Raw genomic sequence first — 20,593 nt, 5'->3', positions numbered from 1 at the left:
AAAGAGAAGAGTTTACTCGTATTCGCTAGTATCGGCTAGGTTTTGCCTATTTGAGCCTAAAAAAACACCCCCTGTTTTCTATAAAATCAGGAGGCGTTTTTAGGTTTATATGGGCACTATTGTCAAACAGACACGCCCACAAAGGCTGGTTTTAACCCGTGAAAGACATGATTACGACAAGCTAAACTTCCCGGTATTCACATCCGACCATGCGGCCATAATCGCTTGCTGAGGCTGAGAAGCTAATCCATCCATAAAGTTGCTTTCTCCCACCTTAGGCGCGAAGGAACTCATCGCTTGAATGAGGTTGTCTAACGCATTATCAGTCAAGCAGGTATATTCCTGCTCGCCTTGAGCGTCTTTTTCACCTAAACCGATAATAAGTTTGGCTCGATTATTTGCAAAATAATCATTGAAAGTAACACAACCTAACGCATCAAATAGCGTTTGATCGGAAGAAGTATCAGTATGGCGTGCCATAGAGATTTTCAGATCGTAACCACTACGCTCAAACCATAAACGGTTCCAATCAATACCGTTGAAGATGATGTTTTCACCTTGGCGAATATCTTCAACCACGTTATCGATCACCTGACCACTGACCACAAAACTGTCTACGCCAGCACCGCCTTTGAACGTATTTTGGTAACCCCCAAGCACCATGACATCGTTACCTTCTCCACCGTTTAATGTGCTGAATTTTGAGATGGCGGCGGCAATTAAGTAATCCTCGCCCTCGCCAGCATTAATCGAAGCATGGTAACCCATCAGTTTGACTTCATCGTTTCCTTGGCCAGCATCAATTCGGTTGTGATTGCCAAAGACTCTCGCAAAGTCATTGCCTGCACCAAGATCAAGTTGGTTGTTATTACCGATGGTTACAGCAAAGTCTTGATCGTCTCCCATGTCCACACGGTTGAAGTTACCTGAAGTGACCGCATAGTCATTACCTGACCCCATGGTGATCTCACCACCTTCGCCAAAGACAAAGGATTGATCATCACCCGCGCCCATAAAGACGTGGTTAATGCGTCCGGCCACAACCGCCGTATCATTACCATCACCGCCGAACATCATGTTCTCGCGACCCATTAAGACGCCCATATCGTGGCCTTCACCGCCGGTGAAAATATTGGAGACTCCCGTTGCGTAGAACACATCGTCATCTCGGCCGCCCCAGAAGTTATTATTGTCGCCTAGATAAGCGCCGAGATCTTTACCGTCACCACCCCAGTTGAAGTTGTAATTGCCCAGAGAAACGTTCATATCGCCATCCCCTTGCAAATGCCCACTGTTACGAAGGAAATCAAACGTTTTATCCTTCATATTGAGCAAATCGGCGGTGAGATTCTGCTTCAGATTACTGACCAATGATGCCATCTCTGCCTGCTTATCTTTGCTAAACATGGTGGCAAATAAATTGGGCAAATTGAGCGCATTAAAACCAAATGCGCGCTCTGGTTTGGTTTCTTCAACAGTGGCTGATACGTTTTCCGTTGCCGCAGGCGCGCCATTGAGAGTCACTTGCGCTGTATCGTTTTCCTCTGGTGCTTTCTCTTTCAGTCCATGACTTTCAGCAAAGGATTGAAGACCATCAGCCCCCATATCGATTCCCGCTTTGAGGCTATCTAGCAATTTTTCTGGGTCAGTAAATGCGCTGAGCTGCTCACCACCAAACTCGCCTATCACTTCTAGCATCTCTTTTAAAATGGCAACGCCATCTACCGCTTCATCAGTACGAGAGACTATTTTGCCATCAGCGGTGTAATTGACACCGAAGATATCACCTAAAGTCGTCTCTGCACCGACCTCAGCAAATTTACCCAGCAGCTTATTCTTAAGCTGACGAGGCAAGTCTTGCGGATTATAGGTAAAGGTCGTTTGAGCCATTCCCGTTGCTGAGAATTGTTGGGTTAACACGCCAAACAATGAACCGAGATTGGTATCCAAAATCGCTTGGATGTTGTCTCCGAACATAAAGTTACAGTTGCCCGTGGTGACCTGAATATCGGCTCCTTGGCCACCGACCGCGAAGTTAAAGGCCAACTTCTCGTTCATTTGACGGAACTTATCCGCGCGGCTCATCTTGCCAGTATCATTATTACTATTGCCACTTAGCCACTGGTTGTACTTTTTATTCAACGTTGCTTCAGCGTCAGACTTCAAGCCGCGGCTGCTGCGCTCATTCTGAGAGTCCAAATCAACCAAACTGGTGTAGTCAACACTGCTGGTTTGATCGAGACCAGACATCTCTTTGACAAATTTTTTCGCACCAGAGAGTGTCCACTGCTGTTCTTGAGCCGCTAACCAATCGGCACCCTTTCCTGATTGTGCGATGCTTTGTAATACTCCTGAAATACGTGATGCACCATCAAATGGATTGACCAGTGGCGGTGTCGGGATCGACTTATCCATCATCACGATAAGGTCATTACTGCGACCCATATTGAAACTTACGTTGCGGTTACCCATAAACATTTGAGCACCTTCAAGCGCCTGATAACCAGCGATGTCGACACTATGTTTGCTGTCACCATTACCAATATGAACCATGACATTGTTGTCACCAAAGGCAAGCGACTTAAAGCCTCCCGTACCCACTTTAATACCAACATTTGACGTACCCCAGTTAACTGCGGTGAACTCACCATCACCGACGTTGACCTGAATATTGCCCGAGTAACTGAGCTTATTGTCACTGCCCGCCGATGCCGTAGTATCCGTTTCCGTTTTACGCTTTTCAGGTGCTTCAAACACCTCACTGTTGTCGCCGATGGCACCACGTGCTGGCTCATTAACCTCACTCGCACCAACACGAGAAAGATGGATATCCCCTTCCGCCACACCGTTACGAATGATCTCGTCACGTGCGGTAACTTCGCCTTGCGTATTCCAAGTCAGTGAGACTTTATTGTTTGCAGCCTTTTTTACCCAATTTCCATTGGCATCTTGAGTATGTTTGCGCCCTGTTGTGTCTACCGCTACATCAGAGTTGCGAACAGACACATCCACGCGAAGACCATTGGCATCCATGGCATTGATAAATTGATGACCAAAGCCTTTCTGCTTGTCATCACTCACTAAAGAGCAACCGACAATACTGATATGGTCAGGCTTGTTGCTGATATTTTCCGCTTGGCCGAATGCCTGCTGGAACTTCGCCAATTTCACTGCAAGTTCATCGGCACTGTAGCCACTTAAGCGACTGTTGTTGTATTCTGAATCATCACGCCCATGGCCAACCAATTGCCAGCGCAGCTTTCCATCCAGTTTCGATGGGTCACCATACACCACGCGATAATTCCCCTCAGAATCGAGCTGAACGACCACACTGTTTTCAGGATGCTTGCCAGCTAGATTTGCCGCCGCTTTTGCAACTACTGAATCGTTTTCCATTTGAACAATCACTTGGCCGTCAAAGCGCGTTTCACCGCCGTCCGCTATTGGGATGACGACAACATTTTCCCAGTTTTCTACGTTGTGATTCTGCACCTTGGTTAGAGAATTCAGGCTGGTAAGATGTAGGTTCTTAAATAGCGCTTTAAGGTTATCAAAAGAACGATGGACTTCTACTTTTTTCTCTTTCGGGTTGTAAAGGAAAGTTTTAATCTGGCTATGGGCAAAATGCTGACCAGTCCAAGGGTCAATAATTTTTGCAGAATCTGATGTCCCACCAACTCGGACAAATACATGATCACCCGAACCTTTCAGTTTCAGAAGCTCCACTTCACCTTGAAAATTGTACTTATCCATAATGAGATGAGCTGCATATAGTGCACGATCACCACAGTTACCTACTTTGTAGTCCTTCAGTGCTTCAAAGTAACGTGCCATGTCATGTGGGAAATACATGCTTCTAATATTATTAATATTAGTCAGCGTCTGCTTCCACTCTACTTTTACACGCACACTATCTGACTCAAACTTCTTAGGATCATAAAAATTCGTTTCACTCATGAGAGTAGAGGATTTATTCAGGTCTCGAATAACTTGATCCAATATCTCCGAAGATGGCAAAGTGTCAATTGTATGTACAACTTTACTGCCTTGTTCGCCTTCACGAGCTTCATTGTGATTTATAACAGAGCCAACAGTACGACGCTCAGCAATTCCTTCTAATTCAGAGTCGTTGCCTAAATCGCTAGACTCATTGCTTAACATTTTGGCTATCTTGTCTCTTGCTACAAGGAACTCATGAGACAATTTACGTTTTGGTGTAAAGAGTGGGTCATCAAGGCCAGCATTCCACTTATCATTGAGTGATGCTCGGTAACTGACATTAATCGCTACCTGCTGGAAATTAGAAAACTCCTGCGGATCACGAATCACCACCGCACCTTGCTCATTCACATTGAAATACGTTTGGATAGAGCCCTTTCCTTCGCCTAAACCATCTTCCATAAAGAAGCTTTTAGGTACAAAGAAAGTCGCAGGGAAATTGTCCGCCATTACCGCATAAGGGTTTGCGTCGTCTGCACCATGATGCACCATCTCTAGGCCATCGGTTCTGCCCAAGCTGGTATTGATCACATCTTTCAGCGTTTTTAAGCGATCGCTCACAACGCCAAGGCTCGCCCCATCCTTCTTGTTATAAAGCACCTCACTGTCGTATAGCTCTTGATACTTAGGCGTTAAGTCTTCGTAAGTAACAGACTCTTTCCACTGTTCCCAAGTTAATGGTTGCTTGACCTTATCTTGCGGCCCTAGATCAGCGTAGGAATACATCACCGTCAACAAATCATAGTCTGCTGTCATCGGCTGTTTAGATACAGGATCACCAATCACTTTGAACGGCGCTAGCTCGCCATCTTTCATGTAATGAACCTGCCACAGATCTTTACTCTCAACAGTCACTTTATTCAGGAAGAAAGTGACTGTTTGATCACCATTGGTTGCCGTTGTTTTGTACATACCGCTTTCTGCATCAAACTCAAGAGCTGTCAGTGACTGATATTTAGACACCAACTCATCCATTCGAACCTGATTTAGATACAAATCGGCACTTACCGCATTACCAGACTCAATAGATTGTTCGGCATAGCCGTTAAATTTATCGAGATCTCTTCTCGCAGATGCTTTGGCAAATGACTGATCTACAGGAATAAAACCAGACATTGGCCCCCAATCAGAGCTTTTCGCCTTAACGAATAAACCTTTACTGCTATAGAGCTTAGAATCAATCAGTGACTTCGACTTCTCATCAACTGGTCGAACACCGATAATGACATTTTCACGCTCAGCAACCTCCGCCAATATTTTCTGATCGATATCAGGCATACCAAGCTCGATGGTTTCTGGTTGCACGATTGGCTCGAGAACTAAATCTCGGGATTGATAATTCTTATGGCGAGAATCTGCGTTTGATATCGTCTCCGCATTATCCAATACAGGCTTGTTTTTCAGTAATGTGGTGATTTCATCGTGATCATTCACATCTTGGTTGTGAAGTATCTTTCCATCAGCCAATGCTTCTTTCGTGTCATCTACAACTTTTGCATCGACATCTGAAGTACCTGGTTTTTTAATCGGCGTTGCGTCAAACACAGGTAAATCGAGGATCCCCTGCATAGTGGTTTTGTCGCCGAAGGTTGGCTTGTAGCTTGCTAACGTGTTGCCATCCATTACCACCACGCGGTTGAAGATTGCTTCACCTGCGTCGTTTTTAGCCAGCTTATAGCTTTGAGCCATGTTCAGATCGGACTTGCCGAAGAAACGCGTTAGGTAGGCGCCAAACTTCTCTGCTGACGAGAACTCAACGATGCCAGCATTTGGATCGTAGAAGCCGTAAACTCGCTCGTCACCTGAGCCTTTTGCCCAAGCCGCCATCGCATGTCCCGGAGCATCAAGTTCCAGCAACACCGATTTACCGTTAGCCGATGCATCAGTGATTTTCTCAACCACACTGTTTACGGTCAGCGCTTGCTTCCCTTCCAGCTTTTCCTGCCACACTTTCATCGACGTATCATGCATTGGGTTCTTTGCATGAATGGCCGCCAAGCTGCTGAGCAGTTTGCTAGCGTTGGCTTTTTCACTGTCTGAGTAAAGCGTTGGATTGCTCAGCACTGCTGCCGCAGAGTACATCTTCTCTAGCAGTTGTCTTGCAACGCCAATTTGGCCATCGTTTTCGAGCTGCTTTGCAACCAGAACGAGTTTAGAAAGTGGATCACAACGACCACCAAAACCGTCGTTCGATAGGTTCAACAGCATTAACTGTGGCGCAAGTTGCTCGGTCGCTTTCGCATCCACGACGCCAGCAGAGGCAATCTCACGGAACAGTCGGTTGTACTTCTCAGACTTGTTCTGGAACGTCACTTTCAGTGCACGACTTTCAATTTCCCAAGCAAGCGCACCTTTTTGCTCTGCACTCCAGTTTCCTTTAACAAACAGATCCACCAGTTGCTTGATGTTCATGTTTGAACGGAAGCCGTCAACGATATCCTTCGCATGGTCGTTTTTATAACCATTCAAGAAATCTTCGGTTGTCCGAATGTCTTTCAATTTGCCCGGTACGCGAGTATCCGGTTGCAGCGCTTCGCCATAAAGTTTGAAATCTTTCTCGAGTCCTTTAAGCACTTCGCCCGTTTCTACCGTCGTTTGTGTTGACGTGCTCGTCTCATTACTTTCGATATAAGGCGCTGTCACTTTCGCCCATTGCTCGGCATGCTGCGTCATCAACCATTCTGCTTTATGATTTGCAGAAGCACTGAATTTAGGGTTTTTAACTGGAGGCTGGCCTTTGCTTGCCCGATACTCCTGATACCAGGCATTGAAATCATCACTATCGCTCACCAGAGCATTCACTTCAGTAATGATGGCTTTGCGGCTAGCAGAGTCAAAATGATCGAGTGCCTTAACATCAACTTTTGCGGTGGACTCTGTTTTAGGCACAAATTTACTTAAAACACTCGGCACACTGCGAAACTCAAACAAAATCGCGGGTTCAGGCTGCTGCGAACTTCCTGTCGTTGCATTGTTGATTCCATGCCCCGCCACTTCTCCGCCATACTGGAAGTATTCAAACACGTTCTTAGCAAGGCTTTCTGAATGTGAACCTTTCAGCTTCTCAATAATTTGTTGTCGCACGTATCGTGAGTCGTCTGCGCTCAGAAGCTCCAGCATTTTTACTGGCTTAGTTCTCGGCAAAATCTCCCAAGCATTTTTCACTTTCGGATCGGTTAACCCTTGAGCATTCGGCGAGAAGCCTTCAGATGCAGGATCCCAATCATTAATATAGATACCGTACTCTTTCGCCAGATTTGCTGTTTTTGAATACACCGATGTTAGATAGGCATACACATTTTGCGCTACCACTGGATCATCTAATTTAGCTTCGTTCGCATTTACTAAAAATTCATCTCTCAGTCCTGACTGATACCAAGGCGCAGATTCTAGAAGTCTCACTTCCAATGACGAGCTTGAACCAAATTCTTTCGCACTGATGGCCATCGTGGCTTGTTGCCCACTAGGGGTCATTCCTATTGTCTGCCCTTGAGCTTCAATAGAAGTACCGTTACCCGCCGCGATGAAATGCTTCGAATTCGATATAACCAGCGTAAAACGCCCGTCATCACTAACCAAACTAGGTAAGCTATGGTGGTTCGATTGATTGATATGGCCTGTAAATTCTTTCGCTAGCCATAACATTGCCTCTTTGCGACTTTCAATCGCAACCATATCACTGGTTTCACTAGGATATGTAACCAATTCAATGGTATGAGTCTGCCAGTTGTTCACCCCTTTGATATCAGTGATACCAACTGGGTTACTGTAACCACCTTGATTCATATCTTTGGTCAACATAAACAATGGGTTACCTTGTGAATCATGCACATATCCAAACGTCTGTGCTGAGTTCTTAGGTAAAACAACAACTAGGCCAGATAGCTCATTTTCTATACCAATGGATGTCGATGCAAAATGGCTTTTAAACCCAGGAACGCTTTTAGAACCAAGTAGGCCAGTCGGTTGACTTCTCTTAACAGCGCTCAACCCTTCTAGGTTCACCCCTGAAATGTGAATCTCTTTTCGGCTCACATCCTGAGAGGCCGTTGTTGGCACAACAATGCTGTCGGCGTTTGTCTCAGTGAACATCGAAGTGACAGAACTACCCGTATTTTTCGCTCGAATTCCTGCGTTAATTTGCAGGCGGTTGACTGCATTGGTCGCACCTTCTAAGGCTTCTAGCTCTTGCTCGCTCAAGCCTTCGCTAAAGCGGCCATCAGCGTTTGTTTGACTGTCAGCGTTGATATGGCGGCCCGCAGCGGCTTCGACGCGATGTGCTTGACCTACAAGGCCGCTGCCCGCAACACCTTGACGATCAGGGCGATCGCTTTCGTTTTGCTTAGCCCCTTTCGCATCATTCTGCACTTGGTTGGCTTTATGTTCCGCGTTCATCGCATCGCGATCACCACGCGATTGCGCGTCGTTTGCTGCGCTGTGTGCGTCAGATTCGGCCTGTTTCGCGTCGTTACTTTTCGCTACAGCATCGGCTTTGCGTGTTTCTGCATCGGCTTTAGCATCAGCAATGCCTTGCTCTGCACCCGCCAGGTTTTGCTCACCTTTTGCGACGCCTACTTCCGATTGTGCAACCGAATCTTTGGCTTTATTTTGATTGTCCGAGTGCGTCTGTTTCGCGGCAGCAATCTGCTCACCAGAAACCTGTTTTGCGTTGTCCAATTGGGTTTGAACACCATCAAGCAAGCCACCGGCAAAATCGTTGCGCCATTGGTCGCCCGACTCACCCGTATGCGTGGCTTTGTCATCGAGCACATCGAGACCTTGTGCCAGTTCGGTCAACTCAGCCATCACGGCTTCCGACTCTTCTTTCACTGCATCGCGTTGAGCTTGACCATTATTTTCCAGAGCTTGTTGGTCGGTAGATTCCAGTTGGCTTTGCGAACCTGCGACAGCATCGAGCTGTTTCTGCTTTTCTTGTTCTAGACGCTGGCGATCCGCTTCTGCGCGCTCTTTGTCTGATAGGGCATTCTGCGACGCTTGATTTTGCGTTGCATGCTCACTCACCGCATTAGTTTGCTGTAGCGTTTCTAATTTCGCAACTACGTTATCTAAGATATAGCCCAACCCATCATCGTGGCCTGTGCCTTTGAATTCGATACGGTTGCTGCCAGCTTGAGCGGTCAGTTTTAAGGTTTTTTTCTGCCAAGCAGATTCATCACCAGACGATGAGAAAACCACTTCGCCGTTCCAGAGAACGTCAATGCCTTCGTTATTAGAAATGCCTGCACGTTTTGCAAAATCAAAGCTCAGCGTAATAACTTCGCCATGATTGAGATCATTCAGATCTTGAAAAATGGTCGTGTTGATGTAGGTGTCAAGCTCACTGACTCGGTTGCCGTGTCCTTCACTTGCAACGCCATAACCGTTGGCAGAAAAACCTGCTTCAATACCGTTAGAGGCCCTCCAACCGTACTCCCCCTGCTCAAAATCGCCATTAACAATGAGATTTGGCCCTTGAACTTGGTCCGAAGAGTCATCAACGCTGAGCGCATTTTGCATTTGATTGAGATCAGGTGCGTCTACCTTGGTCACACTACCTGTTAGGCTGTCTCCCAAATCAGAGCCCACTTCTTCAATCGCCTCCATTTGGAAGCCATCCAGCTTGGTGATTTCAGGTGTCGCAATCGCACCACGGCCTTTATGCGTGCCGGATGATGATGCTTCATCGCCTTGCACTAAGTAGTTGATTGCTTGGCTACCACCTACACCAAGTACGGTTTGCTTGATGTTATCAAACAGGGCGGAGAGCTTGTTGCTACTGGTGTTGCTCGACGCGACCGCCAAACTGTAGAAATCACCATTACCGATTTTGATCGCCACGTTGTTTTGAGCGTAAGAAGCATTAACCCCTAAACCATCACCAACATGAATATTAGCGTTGGCTTTACCTTTCATGACCGCGACGTTCAAACCATCGCCGATTTTGGTATTGACGTTGTATTGGCCCCAAGCAACATTGACCGAAATACCGTCACCAACCACGGTGTTAATATTGGCATCACCATAAGCGGCGGTGACGTTTAGGCCATCTCCCACTCGAGTCGTTACGTTCGCTTTACCTTTCGCGGCGGTCACCTGCATACCATCACCGACTTTGGTGACGATGTTGCCCTTACTCCAAAGTGCGTTAAAGCTATCGCCATCACCCACTTGAGTCACGATGTTGGCTTCACCTTTGGCTAGCACAACATTTCGGCCATTACCCACTTTGGTGATAACGTTGGCTTTGCCCCAAGCACCGGTATAATCATCACCATCACCCACATGGGTAATGATATTGGCTTGACCTTGCACGACAGAGACTTCTTGACCATCGCCCACTTTGCTGATGAGGTTGGCTTCACCTTTGGCAAAGTTATAGCGATCACCGTCGCCCACTTGGGTAAACACGTTGGCTTGCCCCCAAGCGACATTAACACCTAAACCATCACCGACTTTGGTAATGAGGTTGGCCTTACCTTTGGCAATACCAATGGTGGTGCCGTCACCAACGTGGGTCATCACGTTGCCGACATCGGAGATCAATAAACCAACGGTTGTACCTTCACCCACCTTGGTGAGGATATTGCCTTTACCCGCCAATACGGCTGCGGTGGTAGCATCACCAACATGAGTCACGACGTTGGCTTTGGCCGCGGCCACCACACCCATGAAATCATCACCCACTTTGGTAACGATATTGGCTTCACCCAGTGCGAGTACACCGGTTAAACCATCGCCGACATGGGTCATGATGTTGGCTTTACCGAACATCGCCGCTAGCGTAGTGCCGTTACCAACCTTAGTCATCACGTTCACTTCGCCAGCAAACAGCCCTAGGCTGGTACCATCGCCAACATGGGTCATGATGTTCGCTTTGCCGACCATCAGCGCCGCCGTGAGATCATTGCCCACTTTGGTCATGATATTGGCTTGGCCGATCATCGCCGCAAACGTGCTGCCATGACCAATATGGGTAAAGATGTTGGCGTTCCCCACCATCGCCGCGAGTGTGGTTCCATTACCCACTTTTGTCGCAATGTTGCCTTTGGCTAACATCAGTGCCACCGACATGCCATCACCAATGTGAGTGAAGACGTTGGCTTCTGCTACCATTAACGCGAGAGCATCACCGTTGCCTACTTTGGTAAAGACGTTACCCAAGCCGCCCATCAGCGCCCAAGCATTCCCTTCTCCCACATGGGTAAAAATGTTGCCAGCACCAATCATGACCGCAATAGAGGTTCCATCACCCACTTTGGTGAAGATGTTACCCGCCGCGCCCATTACGCCAAGGGTTTGGCCATCACCCACATGCGTCAGCACGTTGCCAACGCCAAGCATAATGCCGGTCGTGTCGCCGTTACCTACTTTGGTGAGAATGTTCGCACCGCCGACCATGACACCCGTTGTGGTGCCATCACCAACATGGGTAAGCACGTTTGCGCCACCACCCATCACCGCAAGGGTATTCCCTTTGCCTTTTTTGGTGAGAATATTTGCACCGCCAAGTGCCACAGCCGTGGTATTCGATAATTGATCATCATTGCTGATGTGGGTTATTACGTTCGCGCCACCCAGCATACCCGACGTGAGTTCACCCTCACCCATTTTGGTCAGTACGTTTGCACCGCCAGCGAGTACCGCAGCCACATCGCCTTGACCGACTTGCGTCATGACATTGAAACCGCCAGCCGCTAGCCATAGTGCATCACCACTACCGATTTGCGTGTGCGTGTTATAGCCGCCCAGTAGAGTAACTCGACTATTGCCTTGGCCTTTCTGTACCGAGATGTTGCCGTAAGCCAATAAGTGAGCCAGATAGTCGCCGTTACCGACACGAACCAGCACGTTCAACGCACCACCCGCGTAAACATCCATCTTGCCTTGCTGACTTTGGTGCACTAATACGTTTGCCAAACCTGCGCCGCGGAAGGTGAGATCCCCTTCTTCGCCACTTTTGACAATCACGTTAGCCGCGCCTGCACCGTTAAATTCAGTGTTACCGAACTGAGAGCTATGCAGGATCACGTTGGCAAGACCGCCACCGTTAAAGTAAACATGACCGCGTGTTACGTTGGATTTAATAACGTTACCGCCACCGACACCATTGAAATGAATATCGCCAGAGCTTTCGCCGCTATCGCTTACGGGTTTGAATAAGGTTTGATCCGTGTATTCGTCGATATCAGCCACGGTTTCGCTGGTACTTCTTACCGCGTTAACGCTGTAATGCAAGTCGCTGAGCGAGTAATCCCCTTTGCCCATTGCGTGATATCCATACGCAGACGAAATATCTTGGTTAGCTAAATTGGCAGTGTGATCACCTTCTTTATACCAAGAGCGAGCTTGATATTTCAGCGCGCCAGTTTCGGCATCGTTAGCCAGTTCAACCACAACGATTTTCGTGTAGGGTCCCAGCACTTTAGCGTAAACATAAGTGTTGGGTTTGCGGTTTGATTTCACCGCTTTGACATCAACCTTAGTGCCATCAGCATAAATCGCGTGACCACCCATTTTTGCATCCGACAATGACACATCTTTCGCATCAATCACCGCACCATTGGCGTAAGTCACCCACTCATATTCAGTCAGGCTTTTTTCAACGGCATGAACGGTGACAGATTGTTGATGTTCAACTTTGAGATCAGATAACGTGTAAGCACCATTGATATTAACGGCTGTGAAACCACCGTTGTTGGAAATATCTTGATTCGCTAAGTTGTTTAAATGGTTACCCTCTTTATACCAAGCCGAAGAGTAATATCTCAGTTCTCCGGTTTGAGGATCATTACGCAACTGTACTTTGTTAATTTTGGTATACGAGGAGTCTGCGAAAGCAAAAAGATAAGTATTAGGCTCGTTAGCTGATTTTACTGCCGTGACTTGATGATTTTGTCCTATCCATGAACCACTCATCACCGCCTTAGTTAATACAACTTTATCAGCCTTGGCATTGGCCATTCCTTCTTTCGCAAAGTCATCCCCAGAACCTTTACGAGTAATGGTGTTATAAGCACCGGCGCCCGAGAAATGAATATCACCATGTGCCACATCAGAGTAAAGGCTGTTGTAACCACCCACACCTTCGAAGCGAATATTACCGCGTGTTTCGGTATACACATCGTTCGCATTGTGCGTACGCTCAATTCGATTGGATGCCCCGGCACCCTCTAGGGTAACATCCCCAACCTTGCCTTTGCGAACCAAATGGTTATCCGCACCAGCTCCACTAAAGTGCAGGTTACCGCTTTCAACACGTGAGCTAATACTGTTAGCAACCCCCGCGCCGACAAAACGCACATCACCTTGAGATCCTTGATACTGGTTAAACCAAGTACGATCGATTTTATTGCCCGCACCTGCACCTTCGAAACTCAAGTTTCCATGATTGGTTTCATGCCAGATAGCGTTGTAGCCACCAGCACCTTGGAAAGAAACATGGCCTGATAACCCTTGGCGCTTAATGTGGTTGTAAGCCGCAGCACCTGCGTAGCTGATGTTGCCATGCTGGCCGTCATGACCAATGTCTACACCACCAGCAGCACCTGAAAATGAGAGATTACCGTCTCCGTTTTTCTTGATATCAGCATAACCCGCAGCGCCTCGAACGCTCAGGTTCCCCGTTGTATCCTCAACTTTTAGATAGCCGGCCCCCGCCGATACCGTATCGTTACCTGAACCGGTATATACCGTGGCTCCGATCGACCCCAGATGAATATGATCATCTCCACCATAAGCATGAATTTCGCCGCCAAAACCGATGGCAACAATGTCGTTATTTCCATCGTCGGCGGAATAATTTCCGGTGAAGAAGTATTCGACACTTCTCCAAAATGGTTTTCCCATAGACTGTGGCTCTTATTATTATTTAAATAGAAAACCACTGTACCTTACGGATACAGCGGTCGTTTTGCGTGTCGATTTTGCCGCGGACAGTACACACTTTTTGCCCTTTCCACGGCAAGAAAACACGCTGTCGTAAGTCATTGACGATTTGACGTCCGTGACCAAAAGGAGCAAGCATTTCAGGAATGTAGATATGATCACCAGAGCGCCAGTCAGCGGCTTCGATTTCTCGTTCACCGGACAATAGCAACTCTCTCACTTGCTCAGACAAAAACGCCCAATTACAAAATGCAATTGGACGTCCTTGTTCATCTTCGTAATAGCAAAACTGATTTAACTCAAATGATGGCATAATCCGTTGCTGCCATTCACTGATAAGATACCGCTGATGCAGAGGAGAATATTGGCTGAGCAGAAGAATCCCACCCATCATTTTCTGCATCATTGCACGATCCAGTTTTGCCGCGTGATGTTGAATCAACATACGCTAAGCCACCTTTTATTTTTTCGTGCGTGTCACGCGTTTTTTAGCAGGCTCAATACCACTCTCGTTCTCTTGAGGTGCTTCACTCGGTGATGGTAGAAAACCTGCGGCAATTAATTTTTCTAACTCTTCGTTCATACGAGGATCTTCAAGCATATTCTTAACCATCGAAACCATATACATAAAACCAGAAGCAGGCATATGAATCACTTCTTTTAGCTCTAAGTCCGTATCACTTTCCGCCATAATACCGTTTGCCATGTTGGATTGATTCTGTCCAACAAAATAGAGAGAAAAAACACCTTTATTATAATTAACACTCGATACAGTTTGAACGAATTTCTCAGACATAAATAAATCACCTCATAATTTAAAAAGAAAATAAAAAAAGATTAAAGCCACTTATAAAAAAGTAGCGATAACCCAAAAATGATTTTTAATGTTATACAGCATTTCAATGGCATGCAACCATACAATAACGCTAAGTCATGAATAAATTAACAAAACCAAAATATTACCGAATACAAGCAACTGATAATTAAAACCTTTAAAAACCGCAATTAACTAATCAGACCAGATAATATTTGAGCATCTATTGATATTAATGATATGATCCGCCCCCTTTCTTTTTCTGGCCCTTGAAGAATCAAATATATGACTGATTTAAATGAAAAAAAAGCCATGCTACATTGCTTATCAGTCTACTTACCGCTGATCGGAATTCGTGAGATAAAATTAGACATCTCTAATGAAACGCCATCCAATGCAATTGATTCAATAATAAAAGATTTAAAAGGAAGAAATTATTTAGTCACTGCTAATAAAGTGAAGTCTTTTACTGGAATTACTAAAATAAAGAAACCGATTATTTTATTTAACCAAAATAATCACCCATTTATTTTGGCTAAAGTTGAACAGGATAAATGTTTAATTCACCCATGTAATTCAGATACCCCAAAAGTAGTAGATGCAAGCTATTTAAAACAGAATTGGAATGGAAAAACGCTAGATATCAAAAAAAAGCAATCCTCTTTTGATATTCGTTGGTTCTTACCTGAATTATCGCAACATAAACATTTAATCGCTGAGATTGTTTTATTCTCTTTCGTACTGCAAGTTATTGCACTTATTACACCGCTATTTTTCCAAGTCGTGATGGACAAAGTATTAGTGCATCAAGCCCACTCGACACTCGATGTTTTAGTGTTCGTCTTAGTTATTTCTGGAATAGCTGAGGTATTGCTACGCGGTTTACGCGAATATCAATATGCTCATACCGCTAACCGCATTGATATTAAGCTTGGCATTAAATTGGTTCACCATCTGTTTGGTTTGCCGCTGCTGTTTTTCAAATCAAGGCAAGTTGGGGCGATTGTGACTCGAGTAAGAGAGCTCGATACCATACGCGAGTTCATCACAGGTTCGATGTTTACCCTTACGATTGATCTCGTTTTTCTCGTGATCTTTTTCTATGTGATGAGCTTACTTTCTGGCGGGCTAACCTTATTGGTATTGGCCACACTGCCGTGTTATCTCTTTTTGGCTTGGTGGCTAACCCCAAGGCTGCAACAAGCGATTGAACAACAATTTACCCATATGGCGCACAACACTTCGTTTCTAACTGAAACCGTCGCGGGGAGTGATACCATTAAAAGCTTAGCGACTGAACCTCGCTTTATTCGACGTTGGGATACTCAAACCGAACAGATGATATCGAGCAACTATGTGGTTCAGCAGTGGAATAACCGCTCTAGCCACGCAGTGCAGTTCATCCAAAAAATAACGAGCGTCTTTCTACTATGGATTGGTGCATCCGAAGTGCTCGCGTTACAAATGACCATAGGTCAACTGATCGCTTTTAACATGCTCGCCAGTCATGTTGCACAAACTCTTGCCCGGCTCGTCGAGCTGTGGGGGCAATTTATACAAGCGCAAATTGCAGTCGATAAACTTTCCGACCTACTCAATTTGCCCACCGAGCAGCAGCAAGCCAGCAATCCCCTACAACTGCAAGGTGCGATCACTCTCAATCAGGTGAGTTTCCGTTATCAACCCGATTTACCGCTGACCATCAATCAGCTTTCACTCAATATCCAAGCGGGTGAGAAAATTGGTGTGGTCGGTGGCTCGGGGTCGGGAAAAAGCACCTTGGCTCGGCTTTTACTCAAGCTGTACAGCCCTGAATCAGGCCAAATCATGTTCGATAACACCTCACTCAAACAGATCGGTGTTCATGAATTGCGTCGCCAGCTGGGGGTGGTATCACAAGAGAACTTTCTCTTTAGTAAAAGTGTTAGTGACAACATTGCCCATTCAAAGCCACAAGCCAGTTTGGATGAGATTGTGCAAGCAGCAAAATTAGCGGGCGCTCATGATTTTATTTTAAAGCTGCCACTGGGTTACGACACGATTTTAGCTGAAGGGGGGCAGTCACTTTCAGGCGGACAACGACAACGTTTAGCCATTGCCCGCACACTGCTTGCAGACCCTAAGATTTTGATTCTTGATGAAGCCACCAGCGCTTTAGATGACGAATCACAAGCCATCATTCAAACCAATATGGAGCAAATTGCCGCCGGGCGTACCGTTATTACCATTGCACACCGCCTCTCTACGGTAAGAGAGTGTGACCGGATTATCGTGCTGGAAAAAGGCGAGATTACAGAGCAAGGCACGCATCTACAACTTCTCGCAGAGCAAGGCAAATATTTCCAGTTGTGGCAACTGCAACAAGCATTAAAACAAGAGGATGAGCGAGTATGATCTCTCAGTTAAAGAAGCTTCGCTCTAAGCGCCCGAAAACGAACGGCTACTTTGAGTTTTTACCCGGCCATCTTGCTCTACAGCAGAGCCCACCCTCTCCGTTTGCTCGCATCACCGCCATCACGCTAAGTGTAGGGTTACTGCTCACCTTACTTTGGACCTATTGGGGGAAATTGGATATCCAAGCGACCGCAAACGGGCGGCTGTTAGTCCCTGGGCGCTCGCAAGTGATTCAGTCTTACGAACAAAGCCGAGTAGCACAAATCCATATAGCAGACGGCGAACGTGTCGAAAAAGGGATGCCCTTACTGACTCTGGACACGTTAGGCGTTAGCCAAGATATTGAACGTTTGCGTCATCAAATACGCTATCAAACCCATGAATTTCTAAAGTATCAAGCGTTGCGTGGTAAGGCTGTTCTAGCTCAACATCCCCTGTATTTGGCATTGGCACCTTCGGCGCAGCAAGAGGTCATTGACAGCTTTGATACTGAAAAGAACGAATTCACATCGGTGTTGGAAAACTTGCGTGCTGAAATGCAGGTCAATCTTGCTTCCCAATCCTCACTTGAGGTCGATATCAGAGGCTTAAAACAGTTAGTGAGTAATATTACTCAGCGCCTTGATGCTCAAAAAAAGCTCAAGCAACAGCGTTTGATCGGTCAAGTGCAGTATCTGGAGCAGGAAAAAGAGTTATTAGAATCCGAACGAGCGTTAGCCCAGCAAACATCACAACAACATGTGCTGCAAAAGCAATATCTCAACCTAGAAGAGCGTTTAAAAGCGCTGCGTGCGCAAAAAGCCAGAGAGTGGCAAGACAAAAGTCAGCAAGCACACCTACAACTCTCTGCGCTGCGACATGAACTGGACAAAGTGCGTGAACATGAAGGATTACAAGTGGTTCGCTCTCCTGTCACTGGCACTGTACAGCAATTGAGTGTTCACACCCTTGGGGCAGTCTTACAACCAGCACAAAACTTGATGATTATTGTACCTGACGATTCGGTACAAGTCGCCGAAGTTAAAATTCTCAATAAAGACATTGGCTTTATTTATGCTGGCCAACCCGTGACGTTGAAAATTGATGCCTTTCCCTATACGCGTTACGGCACCTTATCGGCGACATTGGTCCACGTCTCTAGAGACTCGACAATGGATGAGCAACTTGGGTTGGTTTTTCCCGCTCAAGTGCAATTGTTAAACCACACAATTGAGGTCGATGGTACCTCTGTTGCCTTATTGCCCGGTATGTCTGTCGTGGCTGAGATTAAAACCGACCAACGTCGGATCATCGATTATCTACTCAGCCCAATCCGAGAATATCAAGCTGAAGCATTGCGAGAAAAATAGAGTGGATACCTTAACCAACACCGTCTCAACGGTTCATGATCAAGAAAGCCATGGCGCATTAGCGGCCCTCTCGTTTGCCAGCCTTTCATTTGATAAGAAAGTCACGCCATCACAACTGATTCATACGCTAGGCGTTGCCGAAAATGAGCTCAGTGCTCTCGACATTCAGCGGGCCGCTCAATCTATTGGTCTGAAAAGCCAAATGATCACCGTCAGAGGAAGCGAGCCAATCCCGCTACCTGCATTGGTCAAAGTCCGTCAGCAGTGGCATGTCATTCATGCATTAAACGAGTATGGTTGGACCTTGTACGATCCCATTAAACAGCGCTATTTCGAATTTCCGTTGGCGCAAGGATCTTCAAGCTCTTGTTATGAGGTCTTATTACTGATTGAGCAGAATATAGAGCCAAGCGATGTCGCTTTTGGCCTCCGCTGGTTTATGCCTTCGGTACTCCGTCAGTCAAAACAGCTACGTGATGTGTTTCTGTATTCGATTGTGCTGCAACTGTTTGCCCTGTTTGGTCCCAAACTTTTTGAAACCGTTATTGATAAGGTTCTTGTGGGGCGAAGTTTGTCGAGTTTGCACGTTTTAGCGCTGGCTATGCTTGCGCTGGCTATTGCTGAACCTCTTTACAGTTATTTGCGCAATACGGTTTTTGGTCATCTTTCTAGTCAAGTCAATGCAGAGCTATCGGGGCGATTGTATCGGCATTTGATTAATCTTCCATTAAGTTATTTCAAGCAGCGTCAAACGGGGCAAATCATCGCCCGCGTACGGGAAATGGGGCAAATACGTCAGTTTTTGACGGGCTCAACCTTAATGCTGCTCTTGGATCTCATTTTTATCACCCTCTTTATTGGTGTGATGTTTCATTATGCGCCAGCGCTCACCGGGCTGATTATCGGTTCATTAGTGATTTATTTTCTGCTGTGGTTAGGTATTGGACCTTGGGTTCGTCACAAGGTAACGACAGAGTATGACGCAGAAGCAGAGACAACCACCTTCCTGACTGAATCTATAACGGGTATCGAAACAATCAAGACAACCGCAACGGAAGCTCGATTTTTAGAACGGTGGCAGCAAATACTCAGTCGACAAATTGAATGCGCGTTTTCAGCCCAAAAAGCCAGTTTAATTGCTGGGCAATTGATTGCCTTAGTGCAGAAAATAGCCGCTGCCATTTTACTTTGGTGGGGAGTCAACTTAGTACTCAATGGGCAGCTCACTCCCGGTGAATTGGTTGCCTTCAATATGCTAGCAGGGCATGTTACTCAACCCGTTTTGCGACTTGCGCAAGTGTGGCAAGATTTCCAGCACACCTTAGTAGCCTTGCGTCGCGTTGGCGACATTCTTAACGAACCGGCTGAAAATAGTAAAGATGGCCTTGCTTCCATCCCTTCTGTTCAAGGAGGCATTGAGTTTAAAAATGTTCGCTTCCGTTATCATATCGATGCACCGGAAGTCTTAGCGAATCTCTCGTTGACCATCGCTCCGGGGCAATTTATTGGTATTACCGGGCCTTCCGGATCAGGCAAAAGTACATTAACGAAACTGCTACAGCGTCTTTATGTACCTTTGCATGGGCAAGTCTTGGTCGATGGTATGGATCTCGCCATTGCAGATCCGGTCTCGTTAAGGCGCAGCATGAGTGTGGTGCTGCAAGAAAGCATGCTATTTGCAGGCAGCGTTGCCGACAATATTCGTCTTTGTAAACCCGATGCAAGCGATGCAGATCTGATAAACGTTGCAAAGCTTGCTGGTGCATTAAGCTTTATTGAAGCGCTGCCACAAGGGTTTGAACAACAAGTAGGAGAAAGAGGTGCCAACTTATCTGGCGGGCAACGCCAACGCATTGCACTGGCTCGCGCATTGTTAGTTAACCCAAAAATCTTACTGCTTGATGAAGCGACTTCAGCGCTCGATTATCAGTCAGAGGCGGCCATCATGAGCAATATGGAAACCATTTGCCATGATCGAACGGTGATCAGTATTGCACATCGGTTATCGACGATTCGTCATGCCGATAACATCATCGTCATCGAAGATGGACAAGTGGTCGAGCAAGGTACTCACGAAGCGTTGCTCGCACGTGCAGGACTTTACGCACGTTTATGGAAACAACAAGTCAGTGGTTAACTTTCTCTCCTTCAA

Annotated in this window: 6 protein-coding genes; 3 read left to right on the top strand and 3 right to left on the bottom strand. The window is 46.4% G+C overall.

Annotation, left to right across the window (positions count from 1 at the left end):
- Positions 1-171: 171 nt before the first annotated feature.
- The 3 genes from rtxA to rtxH are packed head-to-tail and all read right to left on the bottom strand — an operon-like array spanning position 172 to position 14,680.
- Positions 172-13,845: an MARTX multifunctional-autoprocessing repeats-in-toxin holotoxin RtxA gene (gene rtxA / locus AACV12_RS11520; RefSeq protein ID WP_170900362.1), complete on the bottom strand. Its 13,674-nt coding sequence runs from the start codon at positions 13,843-13,845 to the stop codon at positions 172-174.
- Positions 13,846-13,867: 22 nt separating this feature from the next.
- A complete protein-coding gene (gene rtxC, locus AACV12_RS11515) occupies positions 13,868-14,329 on the bottom strand; it encodes an RTX toxin-activating lysine-acyltransferase RtxC (RefSeq protein WP_017044044.1) in 462 nt (153 codons plus the stop codon).
- Between the two features lie 15 nt (positions 14,330-14,344).
- Positions 14,345-14,680, bottom strand: a complete 336-nt coding sequence (gene rtxH / locus AACV12_RS11510; protein ID WP_013856638.1) for a protein RtxH — start codon at positions 14,678-14,680, stop codon at positions 14,345-14,347.
- A 303-nt stretch (positions 14,681-14,983) separates the two neighbouring features.
- Here rtxH and AACV12_RS11505 point away from each other — a divergent pair, with 303 nt between their 5' ends.
- From AACV12_RS11505 to AACV12_RS11495, 3 genes are read left to right on the top strand one after another with little or no spacing between them, the layout of a single operon-like run.
- Positions 14,984-17,092, top strand: a complete 2,109-nt coding sequence (locus AACV12_RS11505) for a type I secretion system permease/ATPase (protein ID WP_170900361.1) — start codon at positions 14,984-14,986, stop codon at positions 17,090-17,092.
- Positions 17,089-18,441 carry an HlyD family type I secretion periplasmic adaptor subunit gene (locus AACV12_RS11500; RefSeq protein ID WP_170900360.1) on the top strand — a complete coding sequence of 451 codons (1,353 nt, stop codon included), beginning with the start codon at positions 17,089-17,091 and terminating at the stop codon, positions 18,439-18,441. The genes AACV12_RS11505 and AACV12_RS11500 overlap by 4 nt, the downstream gene beginning before the upstream one ends.
- 1 nt (position 18,442) lies before the next feature.
- Positions 18,443-20,578, top strand: coding sequence for a type I secretion system permease/ATPase (locus AACV12_RS11495; RefSeq protein WP_170900359.1), 2,136 nt, complete (start codon positions 18,443-18,445; stop codon positions 20,576-20,578).
- Positions 20,579-20,593 lie beyond the last annotated feature (15 nt).

The sequence above is a fragment of the Vibrio sp. 2-2(8) genome (assembly GCF_963888495.1).
Taxonomy (GTDB): Bacteria; Pseudomonadota; Gammaproteobacteria; order Enterobacterales; family Vibrionaceae; genus Vibrio; species Vibrio anguillarum.
This window is presented reverse-complemented; position numbering and strand designations above follow the sequence as displayed.

Excerpts from the sequence above, each read along its gene's own strand:
- rtxH (WP_013856638.1), bottom strand. The coding sequence starts at position 14,680 with ATGTCTGAGAAATTCGTTCAAACTGTATCGAGTGTTAATTATAATAAA.
- rtxC (WP_017044044.1), bottom strand. The coding sequence starts at position 14,329 with ATGTTGATTCAACATCACGCGGCAAAACTGGATCGTGCAATGATGCAG.
- AACV12_RS11505 (WP_170900361.1), top strand. The coding sequence starts at position 14,984 with ATGACTGATTTAAATGAAAAAAAAGCCATGCTACATTGCTTATCAGTC.
- rtxA (WP_170900362.1), bottom strand. The coding sequence starts at position 13,845 with ATGGGAAAACCATTTTGGAGAAGTGTCGAATACTTCTTCACCGGAAAT.
- AACV12_RS11500 (WP_170900360.1), top strand. The coding sequence starts at position 17,089 with ATGATCTCTCAGTTAAAGAAGCTTCGCTCTAAGCGCCCGAAAACGAAC.